Source organism: Paenibacillus sedimenti (assembly GCF_014534655.1).
GTDB lineage: Bacteria > Bacillota > Bacilli > Paenibacillales > NBRC-103111 > Paenibacillus_E > Paenibacillus_E sedimenti.
Genome location: NZ_JACVVD010000001.1, coordinates 189,482 through 209,204 on the forward strand (window position 1 = coordinate 189,482; position 19,723 = coordinate 209,204).

Annotated in this window: 13 protein-coding genes; 10 read left to right on the forward strand and 3 right to left on the reverse strand. The window is 50.0% G+C overall.

Going from position 1 to position 19,723, the window contains the following annotated elements; genetic code table 11:
• Positions 1-20 precede the first annotated feature (20 nt).
• The 7 genes from ICC18_RS00665 to ICC18_RS00695 are packed head-to-tail and all read left to right on the forward strand — an operon-like array spanning position 21 to position 11,305.
• The gene (locus ICC18_RS00665; protein ID WP_188172457.1) at positions 21-1,142 is read left to right on the forward strand and encodes an ABC transporter ATP-binding protein; all 1,122 of its coding nucleotides are present in this window, start codon (positions 21-23) and stop codon (positions 1,140-1,142) included.
• Between the two features lie 17 nt (positions 1,143-1,159).
• Positions 1,160-4,135 carry an extracellular solute-binding protein gene (locus ICC18_RS00670; protein ID WP_188172458.1) on the forward strand — a complete coding sequence of 992 codons (2,976 nt, stop codon included), beginning with the start codon at positions 1,160-1,162 and terminating at the stop codon, positions 4,133-4,135.
• A 37-nt stretch (positions 4,136-4,172) separates the two neighbouring features.
• Positions 4,173-5,096, forward strand: coding sequence for a carbohydrate ABC transporter permease (locus tag ICC18_RS00675; protein ID WP_223192288.1), 924 nt, complete (start codon positions 4,173-4,175; stop codon positions 5,094-5,096).
• Complete coding sequence (locus ICC18_RS00680; RefSeq protein ID WP_188172460.1) at positions 5,097-5,996, forward strand: carbohydrate ABC transporter permease; 900 nt, start codon at positions 5,097-5,099, stop codon at positions 5,994-5,996.
• A 41-nt stretch (positions 5,997-6,037) separates the two neighbouring features.
• A complete protein-coding gene (locus ICC18_RS00685; protein WP_188172461.1) occupies positions 6,038-7,471 on the forward strand; it encodes a DUF5605 domain-containing protein in 1,434 nt (477 codons plus the stop codon).
• Between the two features lie 22 nt (positions 7,472-7,493).
• Positions 7,494-8,942 carry a DUF5605 domain-containing protein gene (locus tag ICC18_RS00690; protein WP_188172462.1) on the forward strand — a complete coding sequence of 483 codons (1,449 nt, stop codon included), beginning with the start codon at positions 7,494-7,496 and terminating at the stop codon, positions 8,940-8,942.
• A gap of 5 nt (positions 8,943-8,947) precedes the next feature.
• Positions 8,948-11,305, forward strand: a complete 2,358-nt coding sequence (locus tag ICC18_RS00695) for a glycoside hydrolase family 95 protein (protein ID WP_188172463.1) — start codon at positions 8,948-8,950, stop codon at positions 11,303-11,305.
• A gap of 506 nt (positions 11,306-11,811) precedes the next feature.
• On the opposite strand, the gene ICC18_RS00700 is transcribed toward ICC18_RS00695, so the two are convergent.
• The 3 genes from ICC18_RS00700 to ICC18_RS00710 form a co-directional block, all read right to left on the reverse strand.
• Positions 11,812-13,137, reverse strand: coding sequence for an ABC transporter substrate-binding protein (locus tag ICC18_RS00700; RefSeq protein ID WP_188172464.1), 1,326 nt, complete (start codon positions 13,135-13,137; stop codon positions 11,812-11,814).
• A 156-nt stretch (positions 13,138-13,293) separates the two neighbouring features.
• On the reverse strand, positions 13,294-14,109 hold the full coding sequence (locus ICC18_RS00705) for a response regulator transcription factor (protein ID WP_188172465.1): 816 nt from the start codon (positions 14,107-14,109) through the stop codon (positions 13,294-13,296).
• Positions 14,106-15,938 carry a cache domain-containing sensor histidine kinase gene (locus ICC18_RS00710; RefSeq protein ID WP_188172466.1) on the reverse strand — a complete coding sequence of 611 codons (1,833 nt, stop codon included), beginning with the start codon at positions 15,936-15,938 and terminating at the stop codon, positions 14,106-14,108. The genes ICC18_RS00705 and ICC18_RS00710 overlap by 4 nt, the downstream gene beginning before the upstream one ends.
• Positions 15,939-16,103: 165 nt before the next feature.
• Between ICC18_RS00710 and ICC18_RS00715 the strand changes: the two genes are divergently transcribed.
• From ICC18_RS00715 to ICC18_RS00725, 3 genes are read left to right on the forward strand one after another with little or no spacing between them, the layout of a single operon-like run.
• Positions 16,104-17,198, forward strand: a complete 1,095-nt coding sequence (locus ICC18_RS00715; RefSeq protein WP_188172467.1) for a Gfo/Idh/MocA family protein — start codon at positions 16,104-16,106, stop codon at positions 17,196-17,198.
• Entirely contained in the window at positions 17,195-18,070 is an 876-nt protein-coding gene (locus ICC18_RS00720; protein WP_188172468.1) for a sugar phosphate isomerase/epimerase family protein, read from the forward strand. The genes ICC18_RS00715 and ICC18_RS00720 overlap by 4 nt, the downstream gene beginning before the upstream one ends.
• Positions 18,060-19,715 carry a hypothetical protein gene (locus ICC18_RS00725; protein WP_188172469.1) on the forward strand — a complete coding sequence of 552 codons (1,656 nt, stop codon included), beginning with the start codon at positions 18,060-18,062 and terminating at the stop codon, positions 19,713-19,715. The genes ICC18_RS00720 and ICC18_RS00725 overlap by 11 nt, the downstream gene beginning before the upstream one ends.
• Positions 19,716-19,723 lie beyond the last annotated feature (8 nt).

Here is a 19,723-nt window from a genome sequence, read left to right on the forward strand (position 1 = left end):
GACCTATAGGAGGTACTGCAATGGGGCGAATTCTATTAAACCACGTGGAAAAACGTTTTGGTAAAGAAAGAGCTTACGCTGTAAAAGATTTTAATTTGGAAATTCAGGACGGGGAATTTATCGTGATGGTCGGTCCCTCCGGCTGCGGGAAATCGACGACGCTCAGGATGATTGCGGGCCTGGAGGATATTACATCGGGAGAACTGTATATCGGAGATAAATTGGTCAATCATTTGCCCCCGAAAGACAGGGACATTGCGATGGTATTTCAGAACTACGCCTTGTACCCGAACATGAGCGTATATGAAAATATCGCGTTTGGATTGCGGCTTAGGAAAATGGCGAAAAACGAGATCGATCAAGCCGTCAAAAACACATCGAGAATACTGGAAATCGAGCCTTTTTTGGATCGAAAGCCGAGACAGCTATCCGGCGGTCAGAGGCAGCGTGTGGCTCTCGGCCGGGCGATCGTCCGTAATCCCCAAGTCTTTTTGATGGATGAGCCTTTGTCGAATTTGGACGCGAAGCTGAGAGTCCAGATGCGGACGGAGATTATCGGACTACAAAAGCAGCTTGGTGTAACGATGGTGTACGTGACGCATGACCAGGTGGAAGCGATGACGATGGGGCATCGCATTGTGGTAATGAAGGACGGTGTTATTCAGCAGGTGGATAAGCCGAAGCTGATTTACAACAATCCGAAAAATATGTTCGTCGCCGGCTTCATCGGTACGCCTCCGATCAATTTCATTGAAGGAAAAATTCTTGAGAGCGATGGAGGGTTACTCGAGTTTCATACTAATCGGTACTTTTTGAGAATTCCGCCCCTGCAATCGGACATGTTGAGAAAGCACAAGAAGGTCGACAGAAACGTCATACTGGGCATTCGCTGTGAAAATATTCATCTGGACCCTGTCATCCGTGACGCAAACCCCCATGCGCAAATTACCGGGATTCAAAAGTTGAACGAATTGATGGGGGCGGACATGTATTTGTATCTGGACATCGGCATGCCGAAACTGCTCATCGCCAGGGCTCAGGCCGATCATTTCTTTGAGGACAATAAGAAGCTTGTTTTAACACTAGATATGCAGAAAGCACTGTTTTTCGATAAAGATTCCTCGGAGAATCTGTCGTACTAAGCAGTGCAGCGGGAGGGATGGAGTTGAAAGCGTTATTAAGAACTCGGGCATGGATATCCGTCATGCTGGCGCTTTTATGCGTGCTGGGCCCGACGCTATCCGTACTGGCTGATAACAACGGCGCCCTGCCTCAAGCAGGTTCCAAGGCCGGCAGCATTGATCATACAACGATTGCATCCAAAAATTTGATTCCTACTTATGCTAAAGTGCTTGACGGGTGGCAAAAAAATGGCGCCAAAGCCAATCATAATAGCAGCATCACGATTTCCGGATCTAAACTTGCCGCTAAATCGGCTAACGCCAACGCTGCTGTAGGGACCTACAACGGGAAGAACGGCGTATTGATTTGGAGCGCCAAAGGCGACGAATGGGTCGAATACGAGCTGGATGTCGCGCAAGGCGGACTCTATGCGATTGAAATGTCCTATCATCCGTTCGTGGATTCGAGAGACCGCAAACCGATTGCTCTGGGCCTGACTGTGGACGGCTTGTCTCCGTTCATAGAGTCCAAGTCGCTTGAGCTTTATCGTCATTGGAAGGATAAGCTTCCGATTGTCAAAGATGACAACGGCGATGAAATACGTCCGGCAGCGGTAGACATATCAGGGTGGCACACATGGGAATTGCGCGATATGTCCGGCGCATACTTGGATCCGCTGCTATGGAATTTGACGCCCGGGAAACACAAAATTCGCTTGTCCGGCAGCGATCCGATGGCACTTGAATCGATCACGTTCAAATCGCCTGTCCCTGTGGCGGACTATCTAACCGTAAGAAACGGACTGCCGAAGGACGCACCTCCCGTACAGGCCGAGCCGATTGTGATCGAAGCGGAGCATGTTGAGTGGAAGAACGACTCTTCCATCACGCTGGCCTTCGACAACGATATCGCCAACAGCCCTTATGTACGCGGAAAAATCAGCTACAATACGATCGACGGAACTCACTGGTCGACGAAAAATCAGGAAATCAGCTGGAGCTTTGATGCACCTGAGACCGGTTTTTATAAGATCGCGGTGCGCGAGCAGCAGTCGTTCGTCTCCAACCGTGCATCATTCCGCTCGATTATGATCAACGGCAATGTGCCGTTTGCCGAACTGAAAGCGTATCGGTTCCCGTATGCATCAGGCTGGAAAGGGGTCGCGCTGGCCGACGATCAGGGCGTGCCGTACGAATTTTATTTGCAAAAAGGCACCAATACGATTTCAATGCGTGTCACACAAGCCCCCGTTATTCCGATAGCTGCCGATATGGATGAAGCCACCGAGACATTGGTTAAGCTGTCCTCCGATCTGCGTACGTTAACCGGCGGCGTTGACGATAAAAACCGGACATGGGATCTCAAAAAAGATTTGCCCGGATTCGTCGATCAACTGCAGGAATTAAGCGATAAGCTTACTGCAACCAGGGAGCAGTTGATTTCGATCAACGGACGCCCGGATGCGATATCCCAGGGACTAGTCACTGTCAGTAAAGATATTGAAACGCTTTTGAAATATCCGGATGAAATTCCGTACGATGCAGGCCGAATGAATAAAATGCAAGGCAAGCTTGCTGAACTGCTCAAACAGCTCAGCTCCCAACCGCTTCAATTAGACCGTATCTATGTCGTTCCGGCAAATAAGCCGTTGCCGAAGATGGAAGCTACCTTTATGGAAAAGATCCAGGGATCGCTCATCAATTTTATTAATTCCTTTAAAACCAATGAGAAGTCAGGCACTGCGGACGATCAAGTGCTTAATGTTTGGATGAACCGCGGACGGGATTACGTCAATTTGCTGCAAACCATGGCGGATGAAATTTTTACGCCGCAAACGGGAATCAAAGTGAAGGTAAACCTCCTTAAGGATGATAAGCTGCTCTTATTCATGAATGCTGCCGGAATCGCTCCCGACGTCGGGATCGGTTTGCCGCACGATACGCCGTTTGATTACGCGATTCGCAACGGGATTTATAATCTCAAGCAATTCCCGGACTTCGATGAAGTTTATACCAAGTTCGCTCCAGGCGCGTGGATGCCTTACTTTTATGATGGAGGGTACTATGCCGTTCCGGAGACGCAAGCGTTCTCCGTCATGTATTACCGTAAAGATATTTTGCAGAATCTCGGGTTGAGCGTTCCGGACACATGGGATGACGTTTACCGAATGCTCCCGGTTCTTCAGCAGAACGGCATGAACTTTACCCCGGTCGAGCACAGCATATTTCTGCAAATGCATGGGCTTGAATACTACAAGCAGGACGGTTCTGGAACGGGATTAAGTTCGGAGAAAGGTTTTGAAGCGTTCAAGGCATGGACCGATTTGCAAAACAAATACGGGATCGATCAAAAAAGTGACAACTTCGTCCAGCATTTCCGGAACGGCTCGTATCCGATCGGCGTTGCTGACTTGAATGCGTATCTCCAATTGACTGTTGCCGCACCGGAGCTGAACGGCGTGTGGGGCGTGGCTCCGATTCCCGGCGTTAAGCAGGAGGATGGAACCGTAGTCCGGTGGACAGGAGGCAACGGTGGAGACCAGTTCGCTTCGGCGATTTTCAAGCACACGAAGAAACCGCAGGAAAGCTGGGAGTTCCTGAAATGGTGGATGTCCGCAGATGTGCAGGAAAGGTACGGAACCGACTTGGAAACGCTCAACGGCGTAACGTTCCGCTGGTACACGTCCAATGTCGATGCGTTCGCGAAGCTTCCGTGGAAGGAAGATGATAAGCAAGCCATTCTGGAACAGTGGAAATGGTTCCGTGAAGTGGCCAAAGTGCCCGGCAGTTATTATATGGAGCGGGAGATGATGAATGCATGGACCCGAACCGTAATTGGCGGGGAGAACTATCGGACTTCTCTCGAGTCAGCCATCAAAGAAGTCGACAGGGAAGTCAAAAGGAAAATGCAGGAGTTTCATTTTATCGATACGAACGGAAATTTGGTACGCTCATTGAATTTACCGGTGATTACGAAGCCGTGGGAAGGAGTGGATAAGTATGTTAAAAAGTGATGTGCAGGTACTTCCCAGAACGCTTGTTCCAGCCAAAATGCGAAAAAACAAAATGCTGTCGGTTTTGCAAACGTTATGGGAGTACCGGGTTTCGTATTTATTCATCGCGCCATTCCTCATTTGTTTCATCATTTTTATATTACTTCCCGTCCTGTCCGCCCTAGCGCTTAGCTTCACGTATTACAACGCAGTCGAAGCACCGCGCTTTGTCGGTTGGGACAACTTTCGGTACATGCTTTCCCAGGATTTGATTTTGATCAAATACGCGCTGCCGAATACGCTCTCGTTTGCGCTGATCGTCGGGTCCGGCGGATATGTATGCGCCTTTATGCTGGCCTGGCTCATTTCGATCCTGCCCGGCGTATACCGCAAATGGTTTACGCTTGCGATGTATACCCCGTCCTTGGCGAGCCTTGTCGCCATGAGCATTATATGGACGCCGATGCTCTCCAGTGACAGAATCGGTTATTTGAACAGTTTTTTACTGAAAATGAGCCTGATTAGCGAGCCGGTGGCATGGGTAACGAGCAAAGAGCATTTGATGACTTCCATGGTTGTTGTATCGCTGTGGAAAAGCATGGGGATCGGTTTCCTCGGCATGTTGGCCGGCATTTTGAACGTGAATCCCGAGCTGTATGAAGCCGGCAGACTGGATGGCATTCGCAGCCGACTTGAAGAGGTATGGTACATCACGATACCGTCCACGAAACCGCAAATGCTGTTCGGAGCAGTCATGGCCATCGTCGGCGCGATCCAAATTTCTTCCATCGGAACAGCGCTATCCGGCATGAATCCGACGCCGGAATATGCCGGACATATGATCACGACGCATATTGACGACTACGGCCTGAAACGGTTTGAACTCGGCTATGCGACGGCTTTGACCGTTTGCCTGCTAACGATCGTGTACTTTGCCCAAAAACTGAGCTGGAAGCTGTTCGGTACGAAGGGGGACGAATAAATGAATGTCGCAGGGACGCTGCGAAAGCTGGATGCGTGGCGCAGAAGCATGGGGATTCGACGGCTGAGCCCGTTTGAGATGTTTGCGGCGGTGCTGCTCGTCGTGTTAAGCATCTTCATGCTGCTGCCGATCGTTTATATTATCAACCATGCATTCAAGCCTTATCAGGAGCTTTTCATCTATCCGCCTAACATCTTTGTAAGGGAGCCTTCGCTGCAAAACTTTGCCGAGCTCCTGGCAACGACCAAAAGTACGGCGGTTCCGGTCTCCCGCTATTTGTTCAACAGCGTGGTCGTCACCGCATTGGCTGTCTTTTTGATCACCATGACAAGCGCCATGTGCGCCTATGCCATATCCAAACATAAGTTTCCCGGACATAAGCTGGTGTTTGCAACGATATTGCTGACGCTCGTGTTCGTACCGGAAACCGTAGAAATTCCCAAATATTTGATCGTTAGCAAGCTGCACATATTCGATACTTACTGGGGCCACGTCTTGCCGCTCGTCGCCGTGCCGACCGGCGTGTTTCTCATGAAGCAGTTCATTGACCAACTGCCGGATGAATTGCTCGATTCGGCGCGTATGGACGGAGCCAAGGAGCTCACGCTTTTTATCCGAATTGTGATCCCGATGCTGATGCCGGCGGTTGCGACGATTGGAATTATCGCCTTCGATTCCGCGTGGAAGGATGCAGGCACGTCCACCTTCTACATGCAGGACGAAACGATGAAAACATTCCCGTTCTATGTGGAGACGTTAACGAGCGGAATGGCGAACAGCGTGGCAAGGCAAGGCGCTGCAGCTGCGGCTGCGCTCCTCCTGTTTTTGCCGAACCTGATCATGTTCCTCGTATTCCAGAGCAAGGTTATCGCCACAATGGCGCATTCCGGAATCAAATAATGCCGATCAGTTTCCACGGAAAGGAGTGGACCCTCGAACATATGGCTAAACAACATAACGGACGGCAAGTGGAACAATGGGGTCAGTTTGAAATGTCGCTGAACGGACCCTCCGAAGGAAACCCGTTCCAAGAAGTTCAGTTCTCCGCACGGTTTCAATACAAGAACCTTATCTTCGAGCCTGACGGCTTCTATGACGGCAACGGCATATATCGCGTCCGTTTCATGCCTGACAGGCCGGGGGTTTGGCGGTATGTGACCCGCAGCAGCTGCAGCGAGCTTGACGGACAGTCCGGCGAGTTCGTATGCGTCCCGCCGTCTGCAGGGAACCATGGGCCCGTGCGGGTCAAAGATCAGTATTTATTCGCTTATGAGGATGGAACGCCTTATATGCCGTTCGGCACTACTTGCTATCATTGGACGCATCATCGCAGCGTTGAGCTAGAGGAGCTCACGCTGCAGACGCTGAAGAATTCCCCGTTCAATAAAGTAAGGATGTGTCTTCTGCCTACAAGGGATATGCAGCCTCCGTTAAGGCTCGCCTTCGCCGGAACGTGTCCGGAAGACGTTGACAGAACACGATTCAACACCGAATTTTTCACCCATTTGGAAACACGCATCAGCGATTTGATGCAGCTCGGCATTGAAGCCGATCTTGTCATATTCCACCCGTACGATAAGGGATATTGGGGCGTCGATAACATGGACGCGGAAACCGATGCGTTTTATTTGCGCTATGTGATTGCCCGGCTTGCTTCGTTTCGGAACGTATGGTGGTCGCTGTGCAATGAATATGATTTCAATAAAAATAAAACGGTCGCCAATTGGGATAGGCTGCTTCAATTGACTCAGCGTCATGACCCGTATCAGCATTTGCGTTCGATCCATAACGGTACGAAGATGTACAAATCCTCAAGCTTATATGATTTTAGCAAGCCCTGGATTACGCATCAAAGCATTCAGCACTGGGATGCGGAGCTGACGACAGGTTGGCGGGAAGCGGTTGCCAAGCCGATTGTCATCGACGAGATCTCTTATGAAGGCAACAGCTCCAGACGATGGGGCAACATTTCCGGAGAGGAATTGACTTACCGGTTTTGGGAAGGTTTGTCTCGAGGCGGCTTTGTAGGGCACGGGGAATCGTTCATCGACAGGGAGACAAGAGCCTGGATATCCTCCGGAGGAAAGCTGTACGGAGAAAGTACGGAGAGAATCGCATTCTTGCGCAAAATCATGGAAGAAGGGCCTGCAGACTGGATGAAAGCGGGGCAGGAGGGCACCTATAAAATGCTCTACTTCGGACGCCATCAGCATGCGTACAAATACGTGGAGCTTAGGCAAGACATTTCCTTCCGCATGGAGATTATCGATACATGGAACATGACCGTTACGCCTCTGAAAGGTACGTTCAGAGGGGCAACCAAGGTGGAGCTTCCGGGAAAACCTTATATGGCTCTGCGCATGATCAAGGTTTGAACGGATGGCCTGGAAGGAGGAGATGATTCTGGACTTTACAAATGTTGTAGAGCGCTGGGGCATGTTTGAGTTAACGATGGACGGCCCCTCTCATGGGAACCCGTTCACTGATGTTCAACTCAGCGCCCGGTTCATAAAGGGGCTAAGTGAAGCTTTTGCCGAAGGCTTTTATGACGGCAACGGCAAGTACCGCATCCGGTTTATGCCGGAGGAAGAAGGTGTCTGGACTTTTGAGACTTCGAGCGATTGTGCGGAAATGGAAGGCATGGCAGGGGAGTTTATGTGTACCGCTCCTTCGCCTGGTAATCATGGTCCCGTAAGGGTCAAAGGTACCACGCAATTTCAATATGCGGACGGAACGCGTTATACGCCGATTGGCACGACGTGTTATGTGTGGCACTTACAGAATGAAGAAGTACAAAAACAAACGCTGTGGACGCTCAGTCATTCGCCATTTAACAAAATTCGTATGTGCGTTTTCCCGAAGTTTTACATGTTTAATGACACGGAACCCGACTCCTATCCATTTGAGGGTTCGCCGGAATCCGGTTTCGATTGTACACGTTTTAATCCGGACTATTTTGCTCATTTGGAGCAGCGGGTGAAGGATCTGGCGGCAATGGGCATTCAGGCGGATCTTATCTTGTTTCACCCGTATGACGAAGGCCGCTGGGGATTTGACCGAATGTCTACGGAAGAAGATGACCGTTATGTGCGCTATGTCGTTGCACGGCTTGCCGCTTACAGCAATGTGTGGTGGTCATTAGCCAATGAGTACGATTTAATGAAGCATAAACAAATCGATGATTGGAGCCGCCTTTTCCGAATTGTGCAGGAGTGCGATTACGGAGGGCATCTGCGCTCTATTCATAACTGCAGAACGTGGTACGATTTCGGAGCATCATGGATCACGCATGCGAGTATCCAGCATGCCGATGTAAAGGTCGTTTCGGAATGCACGAAGCAATACGGCAAGCCGGCGATCATCGACGAATGCGGCTATGAGGGGAATTTGGATGCAAGGTGGGGCAGTTTGACGCCTGAAGAATTACTTTGCCGGATCTGGGAAGGCACGTGCCGGGGCGGTTATGTGACTCACGGGGAAACGTATTGGAATCCCGAACAGATTCTCTGGTGGTCGCATGGCGGAGAGCTTCACGGAAAATGCGTTCGGAGAATCGAATTTCTGTGCGGAATCCTTGAGGAAGCGCCTGATCATTTGGCCTATACCAGCGACAGCTATGATGCGGCGACGTTGTCGGCGTCAGGCGAGTATTATTTGCAGTATTTTGGTCCGCATCGCTTTGCTTACCGTGAATTTATGTTGCCGGAAGGCAGCTACAAAGTGGATCTGATCGATACCTGGAACATGACCGTCACTCCGCTCGAAAGTACATTTGAAGGGCGTTTTCGGATCCAATTGCCAGGAAAGCTATACTACGCTTTACGTATACAACAAATCAAGGAGTGATGCTAATGAAACAAGCGAGAAAATCGGCCCGAAACACCATGTTGTGGTACGAAAAACCGGCAAGATCGTGGTCGGAAGCGCTGCCGATCGGCAACGGGCGGCTTGGTGCCATGATATTCGGTAAAGTGAATAACGAAAGGCTGCAATTAAACGAAGACTCCGTCTGGTACGGCGGACCGGTTAACGGGGATAATCCGGATGGCCGGCAATATTTTCCGAGGGTCCGCCAGCTGTTAATGAAAGGCAAACAAATTGAGGCGGAAGAGCTCGCGCAAGTGGGCATGATGTCGCTACCCAAATCGCTGCATCCATATCAACCGCTCGGGGATTTTCAAATTTACCATGACGGCGAAAAGAAAATGATTTCGAATTACTATAGGGATTTGGACATTGAGCAGGGAATTGCGCATGTAGGCTATTGTCTTAACGATATTCAGCACTCGCGGGAATTGTTCAGTAGCAGCGTCGATCAGGTGATGGCGATCCGGATCAAGTGCGATCGTCCGGGGAAATTGAATCTTCGCATGCACTTAAGCCGAAGACCGTTTGATGAAGGCACTCAAAAAATTGCGAATGACACTTTGGTAATGAGCGGAGAAAACGGCAAAGGCGGTGTCACCTACTGTGCTGCTGTGAAAGCGGTTCCGGATGGCGGATCGGTCCAAGCGATCGGAGATTTCCTCATTGTTCAGGCAGAGGCGGTTACGATTTATATCGCAGCTGCAACATCTTTCCGGCACTCGGACCCGAAAGTGGCGTGCATTCGTCAGTTGGAGCAAGCGGCAAGCAAAGGGTATGAAAAAGTGAAGCAGGATCACATAGCGGATCATGTGTCTAAGATTGGGCGAGTAAAGCTGGAGCTAGGGCGGCCCGAAGATGCCGGCGAGGCCGATTTGCTGCCTACCGATGCCCGATTGCAGCGGTTCAAAGAAGGCGGGAGCGACCCCGGTCTCATCGCCCTGTATTTTCAGTACGGCAGGTACTTGCTTATGGCCTCCTCCCGTCCAGGTTCGAACCCTGCGAATTTGCAGGGCATATGGAACGAAAGTTTTACTCCGCCGTGGGAGTGTAAATATACGATCAATATCAACACGGAGATGAATTACTGGCACGCGGAAGTGTGCAATCTTTCTGAATGTCATGAGCCGTTGTTCGATTTGATCGACCGCATGCGCGTGAATGGCAGGAGAACGGCGCAAACGGTATATGGCTGCAGAGGGTTTGTTGCCCACCATAATACCGATATGTGGGGAGCCACCCAAATCGAGGGTAATTTTATGCCGGGATCGATTTGGCCGATGGGTGCGGCTTGGTTAACCTTGCATCTATGGGAGCATTACCGGTATGGATTGGACGAACGTTTCCTTCGCGAACGGGCGTATCCGGCCATGAAAGAAGCGGCTGAATTTTTCCTGGACTATTTGTTTGAAGACGAAGAGGGACGCCTCATCACGGGACCGTCCACCTCTCCCGAAAATAAATTCATCGGCTCCGACGGCAGCGTAGGGTGCTTGACGATAGGTCCATCCATGGATACCCAAATCATCTACACCTTGTTCCGCGCTTGTATCGAGGCATCCGGCATTTTGCAAACGGATGAAGCGATCCGCCACGAGTGGGAACGTGTGCTGCGTAAGCTGCCGCAGCCGCAAATCGGGAAGCACGGGCAGCTGCAGGAATGGGTGAGGGACTGGGATGAAGTGCATCCGGGTCATCGCCATATTTCCCACTTGTTCGCCCTCCATCCCGGCGAGATCATTCATGTACGCCATACGCCGGAATGGGCGCAGGCTGCCAAACGAACTCTGGATCGCAGGTTGGAAGCCGGAAGCGGCCATACGGGCTGGAGCCGGGCGTGGATCGTTAATTTCTTTGCGCGATTGGAGGATGGAGACCAGTCTTACGAGCATCTTCGCATGCTGCTGTCCCACTCTACATTGCCGAACATGTTCGACAATCATCCGCCGTTTCAGATCGACGGGAATTTTGGCGGAACGGCGGGGATCGCCGAGATGCTCTTGCAATCGCACCGTGGGGAGATTAACTTGCTCCCGGCTTTGCCGGGCGCTTGGGCGAGAGGCGAAGTCAGCGGATTGCGTGCCAGGGGCGGCTACGAGATTGATTTGGCCTGGGAAGCAGGCGAGCTGACCCGTTGCGTCATCCGGGCAAAGCATAACCAGGCGTGCACCGTCATCTGCAAACGTCCGGAGCTCCCTCTTATCGTGGAGTCGGGCGGTGTGGCGGTTGAAGCGGTTGCCTCCGGCGATGTGATCCAGTTCCGCGCTGAGGCAGGCAAGACGTATGTGCTTACGACAGGAAAGCAAACGCAAAGCATAGAAGCGAAAATGGCTACGAACATTTAGCTTTACTAATAGGATAGCGTAGTTATACGGACAGAGGCTGCCCCCAAAGGGTAGCCTCTTGCGGTGCATTGGTGGAAGGGGCCATTTGTTCAAATTGCCCACCCAATGTGGGTAAAATCGATTTATGGGCGACCAGATTCCTCTTCGTTTACCGCAGTCCGATTTTACCCACTTAGAGGTGGTGGGTACCTCAATTATTTCCCCCAAGTCCGATTTTACCCACTTGCAGACGGTTTTGAAAGGCTATTTGTTCAAATTGCCCACTCCAAGTGGGTAAAATCGATTTAGGGGCGACCAGATTCCTCTTCGTTCGCCGCAGTCCGATTTTACTCACTTAAAGGAGGTGGGTGTCTCATTTTCGAGGTGAAGCGTGTATTTGTTCAAGTGAAAAATAATCGGGGATTCCGGAGGTTCCTGCTACGCGGCTTACCAAGAGCGAGCCTGGAGATCTGGTGGCTTTTGCATACCCCAAAACTGCCCCTACATCGATTTTTGAATCGATAAAGTTACTGGTACGGGTTTACTCCGCCTTGCTTTTCAAGCTCTTTAGCTTCTTGGATGTTCTTGTTCATCGAATCATTGGTCATACGCAGTGCCGTTTGACTGTCCTTGGATTCCTTCGCGATGAGATTCCATACACTGTCCGAATTCGTGTCTATAAATGTCAAACCCGGTTTGCGAAGCGGAGGTTTGGCGCTGTTTAAATAAAAGAGCGACTGGGTGTGCTTGCCATTCCATTCCGGCAAGTCTTTCGCGAAGGCTTGTTGAACTGCCGGATCCATGAGCGAAGTGATGACACCTTGTTTTGACAGTTCGATTTGATACTCCGGCGACAGCAGATAAGCGATCACTTGAAACGCCAGATCCTTCTTGGTGGATTGATTCGTAATAAACATTCCATTCGTGTTGGGCTGAAATTTGGACTTGGGCGTCTCCGGAAATACAGGCACCGAAGAGACATCAAAATTGATACTTTTGTTCTCGTTGATCAGTCTTGTCGCATTTTCCAATGAATCCACGATCATCGCAACGTTCCCTTTAGAGAATTGGTTCGTTTTGACCAGCTGATTGCCGGGAATCTCGTAGAAGCGTCTAATATTGTTTACAATCTTCACCCAGTTGTCGGAGGTCATGGCAGCCTTGTCTTCATTGGGGTCGAGTCCTGGCTCCGAAAGCTGATTAAATCTCATATAGTGGGCGGGATTCATCTGGAAGCCTTTGTAGGTGACTTCTCCCTCCTGACGGGTCAGCTTCTGTGTCTTTTCAAAGGCTTCATCCCATGTCATGCCGTCTTTTGGGTATTCCACACCAAACTTGTCAAAAATATCTTTGTTATAAACCAGCACCCATTCGTTATTATTGAAGGGCAGCGAGTACAGTTTTCCTTCGGAAGCAGCAATGGAACGCTGCATGTCGGACGGATTCAACCTGCCGGTGTCGAAATTGTGTTTTTTGATCAGATCGGTCATGTCATATTCCATTTTGAACCTTCCGACCTGTCTGTACGAGTTGCGTCTGACTTCATCGAATATAATGTCGGGGATGGTGCCTGCCGCAATCAAGTCTTCATACCTTCTGCCCGGATTATCCCAAGCAACATGCTTGATCTTGACATCCGGAAACTTCTTTTTGAGTAATTGGCCGATCTGCTTCTCGAAAATATCTTCTTTGACGTAAAATGCAGGCCATGCCGTGTAGATGAACAATTCGTTTTCTGCGGGCTTGACAGGAACCTCCGTGACCTCTGCGCTTTCATTGATGGCCGTGCAACCAATCAATCCCGCGCCGACCAAAGTTGTCAATAGCGTTGCAAAAATCATGCGTTTTTTCATTTTCACCCTCCTTGATTTGTGCATGAAAACGGTTAAATTTTGTTTCATATTTGTGAAGCAAGATTATCATAATCCAAACCTTGAGAGTTGATAATTCTAATATTTTAAGATAGGTGGACAGTTTTAAAGTAGATTGCATTGCCTGCAAAGTTTTTCTTAGCGGTAAAGCTTTTGAAATTCGCCCGGCGTTAATCCCGTTGCCTCTTTAAACACACGGGTAAAATACTTTGCATCCGAATATCCTACCTGCTGCGCGACTTCAAACGCTTTCAAGCGACTCATCAACAATTCTTTGGCCTTTTTGATTCTGATATCCTTGATATAAGCAGTAAATGAGATGCCCAATTCTTTTTGAAACAAAGAGCTTAAGTATTCCGGAGTAATGTTCAATGAGTTCGCCAATTCCTCCAGCGTAATTCCGCTGCTGAATTTATCCTGAATGATTTTCATTGATTTATGGATCACTAGACTATGGCTTTTGGGCATCTGCGCCAATTGTTCGGCAATTTTGTCTGCGGTTTCGAGCAAAGCTTTTCGCAAGTCATCTTGTTCGAGATCTGTACCCGTTTGGCTTTGCGGCATCCCGTTCAGCAGCTGGTTTGTAACGTCTTTTTCCGCATGAAGCAGCACCTGCTGTAAATCATCGGCTGTAATCGGTTTCAGTAAATACTCGATCACGACACCGATATGAAGAGCTTTTCGGGCAAATTCAAATTCGGAATATCCGCTTAATATGATCGTTCTGGGAGTGATTCCTTCCTTTTTCAACATCTCTAGCATGTCAATCCCGCTCATGACGGGCATTCGAATGTCCGTAACGACTAAATCCGGCTTTGTTTGTTTAATGATCGCCACCCCTTCCAAACCGTTCTCGCATTCTCCAACAACTTGATAGGCGTCGCTCAATTTGTGAATCAAACGAATAATCCCTTTACGTACTTTCTCTTCATCCTCAACAACCACGATTCTCATAAATCACCATCCTTTTGCGCATTGGCATCAATCGGAAAAATCAGACTCACCTTGGTTCCCTTGCCTATTGTGCTCTCGACTCTGCATTGTGCTTTGTCCCCATAGTACAAATGCAGCCTTTCGATCACGTTCCGTATGCCTATTCCGGATCCGATTGCCCCAAACTCCCGGGCACCGCCATCCAGCATCGTTCTTACGGTGGATTCGTCCATGCCGCAACCGTTATCTTCGATTTCTACGCATAAGAAGCCCTCATCATTGAGCCGGAAGCGGATATGGAGTTCGGCGCCGGATTTTTTCCCGGCAAAGCCATGTATGATCGTATTTTCTACGAAAGGCTGAAGCAAAAGCTTATATAGTTTAACCTCTTTCACACTCGGATCGAGATGAATGAAATATTGAAACGAATCATTGAATCGATTTTGCTGTAAAAACAAGTAGTGCTCCAGCCATTCAAGCTCATAAGCGAGATTTACCATCTGATTGCTATGGCTAATGCTGTAGCGAAGAATAAGCGCGAGCCCCTTTATCATCTGGCTAATGTCATGCTCCTCTTTCTCGATGGCCATCCAGTTAATCGAATCCAGCGTATTGTATAAAAAATGCGGGTTGATTTGAGCCTCTAACGACCGGATCTCCGACTCCTTTTGTTTTTGCACGGCCAACTTCGTTTCCTCCATCAGCTCGTTAATGGTTGTCATCATGTTATTGTAGCTTGAAGCAATGATCGAAATTTCATCTCCGGTGTTGTCTTCGATTTTCACGTTGAGATTACCATGTTCCGTCAGTTTCATCGCATTCACGATTTTGTGTATCGATTTGGTCAATAAGCCTGAGAAATATACGATGAGAAGCGTAGTGACCAGGAATATCGCAAATCCTGTCCATAAATTTATCTTCTGCATGGCGTACATTTCACCGAACATTTTCTGTTCGTTAGTCATGCTTACAATGGTCCAGCCCGTCTTCTCATTCGGGTAATAGTTCATCATGGAGGACTGCCCGAGAACCATTGCCTGCTCAGGAAGATGATCCTTAGATATGTCCTTTACGCCCAGAATGCCGGAGAAATGGGATCCGATTCTTTTTTCGTCCGGGAATGACACGATGTTCTGAGCGTGATCGATGAGAATGTTGGCGTTGCTCATTCCCTGGGCTTTTGCATCCATCAGTGAAATGCTGCACGCGTTAGCCAGAACCGATTCTTCCAATGTCATTACGATGTAGCCCATTTTCTCTAGACGATCGGACGAAATGCCGTACAGCCTCCGTGCGATATGGAACACAAATTGTCCGTCGCTGCTGTCTGCATTCACTTTTTCCGTCGAGGTAATGAGGGGACCTTGCTGGATGTTATTCAGCTTCATAATCAAGAGAAACGGTATATTGTTCCTCTCTTCGCTCCATAAGGACGAACCTGTGGCTTTGTCATAGGAGGCTAATATATTTCCGTTATTATCGAAATAAGTAAATCCTCGAATCCCTGGTTTGGAGTTCGTGTAACCGGAAAATATCTGTATAAGTGTGTCCGAGTAAGTAAGCTGATCGAAGTCGGAGCCATGAAGTATTTTTTTGGTGGATTTGATAACGTCTTCACTAATAATCAATTGATATAGGACATCCTCGTACTCGGATAAGCTTGCATTTAGATTTTTATTCGTTTGAATCAAATTATACGTAACGAGTTCGTTGATTTTTGTATTCATGGCCCGCGTTGAATTCATATAGGTCAAAAAATGCATGAAGATTGACGGCAAGAACGCGACCAGCACAAAAGTAATGATCAGTTTGTTTTTATAGTTTAACTCAAGCTTTTTAAATATCTGCATAATCCTCCTTTTTATGAATGCGTATTTTTGTCTAGCATAAGTTTTTCGCGGTCATCTTACTATACATAAACTTCGAAGTGGTTGAATCCTCCCTACAAAAAAGCATGAACACCCTATAAATGATTTTCCATACTCGTGTAATGTAAGAAATAAAGAGGTGGGACTATGGAGTTCATCAGACCAGAACATTATTTGCCCAGTAAGAAGCATATAGCGAATGTGAACGAATACGGAATCGGCCTCATCGGGTGCGGCAGCATAGCCAATACGGCGCATTTGCCCGCCTACCGCAAATATGGTTTGCATATTGCGGCTTGCTGCGACGTCAATGAGGAAGCGGCGCGCGCCACGGCGGAGAAGTTCGATATTCCGTTCTGGACGACCGATGTGAACGAACTGCTCTCGAGGGAGGAAGTAGGCGTTATCGATTTGGCGATTCATCCCGAACCACGGCTCGAAGTGCTGAAATTAATCGGCAAGGCTCCGAGGCCGGTATTGTGCCAAAAGCCGTTGGCGCTGGATCTGGCTCACGCCGAGCGTCTCAGCAAAGAGGCGAACCGGCTCGGCATCATCCTCGGCGTCAACCAACAGGCTCGCTGGGCTCCGGCACATAAGGCGCTAAAGACGGTGCTGGAGCAGGACCCCATTGGCGAAATATATAGCATTCATCATTACATGCGCTCGTTCCAGGACCAGGCCGGCTGGTGGTGGACGAATATGAACAATTTCAACATCGTCGACCACGGCGTACACTACGTAGATCTGTGCCGGTATTTCAATCCTTACCCTGAAGAATGGTCCCGGGTGCACTGCACGACAGCGCAGCTGAACCGGCAAAACGCGATCGACCCGCTGATTTACTCGGCGAACGTGGAGTTCGGACCGAAGGGCGGCCGAAATCCGTTAATGGCAACGCTTAATTTTAACAATATCGTTAAAGCAAGCCGCTCCCACGGCAATACGTGGTGGATCGACGGCACGGAAGGCAGTCTTTGGTGCACGCAGGACACGCTGTACATGGCGCTGAACAAGCAAAAAAATGTCGTACACGAGATCAAGCTGAAAGGCACTTGGTTCCCGGATGCTTTCGCAGGCTCCATGATCGCCTTCATGACCGCTTTGGAGGAAGGCAAGCTCCCGCCGGTCACGCCGGAAGATAACTTGCAAACCGTGGCCATGACAACGGCAATGGTAGCATCCAGCCAGGAAGGCTGTGTGGTGGAAAGAACGGATGTGCTGAAAGGGAGCGTTGCAGGATGAACCGACTCGGATTTATGAGTTACATCTATATGGGCTGGAGTGCGGAAGCCATGGCCGAAGACGCCGGCAATCAGGGCATGATGCATGTGCAGATTGACCCCAAGCAGGCTATGCAGGTGATGGACGACGAGCCGTTCTCAGTCATCCGGGCCGAGAAAATCCGCACGATTTTTGAGAGCAGAGGCATTTCCGTCGTCGGCTTGTCGGGATACACGAATTTGATGAATCCTAACCTTCAAAAAAGGGAAGTCAAGCTTGAGCAGCTGGAGAAGATGATCGACCTATGTTCGGCCTATGGCACTAGGTATATCGCGACGGAGACGGGGAGCCTTCATCCGACCAACGCTTGGCGCGATTTTGAAGGCAACCGGACCGGAGACGCTTGGGAGCAGCTGCTGCAAATCGTCGACAGGCTGCGGAACCGTGCGGTGAAGAACGGCGTCATTCTGTTAGCCGAAGGATTCGTGCATAACGTTCTGGCCACTACGGAACAAGCAGCGGAAATGTTGAAACGGCTCGGCACCGAGGGCTTGGCGTTCATCATGGATCCTTTTAACTACTTGACGCAAGAAGATCTAAGCCGACAACCTGAGGCAATGGCGAAAATGTTTGACGCTATCGGCGATTACTCACCGATTGCGCATGCCAAAGACGCACTATACAGTGACGGGGGATTCACGACACCCCGGGTCGGGGCGGGGCAAGCGGATTGGAACGTGTATGCGGGACTCCTCGCGCGCAGGCTGCCGGATGTACCGTTGATTCTCGAGCATGCCAAGCCGGAAGAAGTGGCCGATTGCATAGCCATAATCCGCCAAGCTTTTGACAACGTCGAGGCAAGCAGGGGAGTGACGAACAGCGGTGGAGCATAACTCGCATAAACCGAAACTGGGCATTCAGGGCCCTGTCGTAGCCTGGCAGGATCCGTGGGCGGGAGAGGCTTCGGATCTTATTATGCGGACGGGGACGGGGAGCATCTGTTCCTCGCAGGATCCGAAGCCGGAGACCGGCGCTTTTGTGAATATCCTCCGTGAGCTGGATGCGGACTTTTACGTTCATCATGTGCTGCCGGAGGTTGATCATTGGGACGTAGTCGCGGATATCGCCGCAGCGGGCATGGACATTTGCCTCGGCAACGAATACGGCAACATTAACGGACCTTGGGTCGAAGGGACGAACCGGTATGACGTGCCGGATGAGGCCATCATTGAGGCTTCCGGCTCAGGGCGGTGCATCGGGCTTCTGTACGATGAGCCGGAGCATTTGCAAATCAATGCTGGACAGTACCGCAAAGACGGATGGTTTCCTCATTGGGGCGGCACGGACGGTTTGAATTTGGAGCAGTCGCGAAGCAAGGTGGAACAAGCGGTTTTGACCCGTGCCCATCACGTCAAGAGCGTTGTGGAGCGGGCAGGGTCGCCAGGCGAATCCGTGCCTTTGATATCGGAGCACGTATTTCCTACGATGTTCCACACATTTGCCAGAGCGGGAATGGATCTTTGCCCGAAAATCATGAAGGAATCGTTCCAATCGCTGCAGTTGTCTACAGCTTTGGGGGCGGCCAAACAGTACGGGAGAGCGCTATGGATTTGCGCCGATTTGTGGGGGCCGGATACGGGGAATTGGTTTACGAGGTTTCCCGGATTTCCAGGCCATTCCCCTCAGGAATTCGAATCCGCTTTAAAGATGGGTTACTTCATGGGGCCGTCCCATTTGTTCGTGGAAAATATCGACGTCCTGTTGAAGCATACGACGGCTGGATTCGCAAAGACGGAATTCGGCGAGGTGTGGCAGCAGTTCGTGAGAAAGTTTATTCCGGAGCATCCGCTCACTTGGCATCACTCGCAGGCGGAACCGGATATCGCGATCATTCATTCGGACGACGGCAACTATGGTCAAAACGTGCGGTTATTCGGCAACCGAACGCTCCCGACGCAGGACATCATCCCGAGTCAAAGCGTCTTTCATATCTGGCATTTGCTCAGCCGGGGCGCGATTCCGGCCCATGGAAGCTGCATGCATATTCCGGGTTACGACTTTCCTCGGCACCAATTGAAACGCGAAGTGCCGCTCGAGCGGTTTCCGCTCGAACAGGGGTTTGCCGGCAGCGGCGGTAAAAGGGTGCATCCGTTATTCTATCCGCTGCGGAATGTTCTGGCGTTTGATGACCGCGTAAGCGCAGAAAAGCTCGGACAACCTAAATTGATTATCATCGGAGGTACCTCGCTTTCCGCAGACACGTTATCCATGGTTACCCGAAGAGCGGAAGACGGGGCCGTCGTTGTGATCGCCGACTGGCTGCTCCCTCCGGATTGTCCGGTGCAGTTAAGGAACAGCGGGAAAATGGGCAACGGCCGCTGGATCGTCACAAACGATTTTTTGGCGGGTGCAGTGAAAGAGACCGTCGAACCGTTCTTGGGAGAGAACTGGACGCAGCGTTTCGGAGGAGCGGAAGTGAGGATGTATCCGCAGGATGAAGAAGGATTTTCGTTAGATTTTGAAATCGTGACGGTATGACGAGGAGT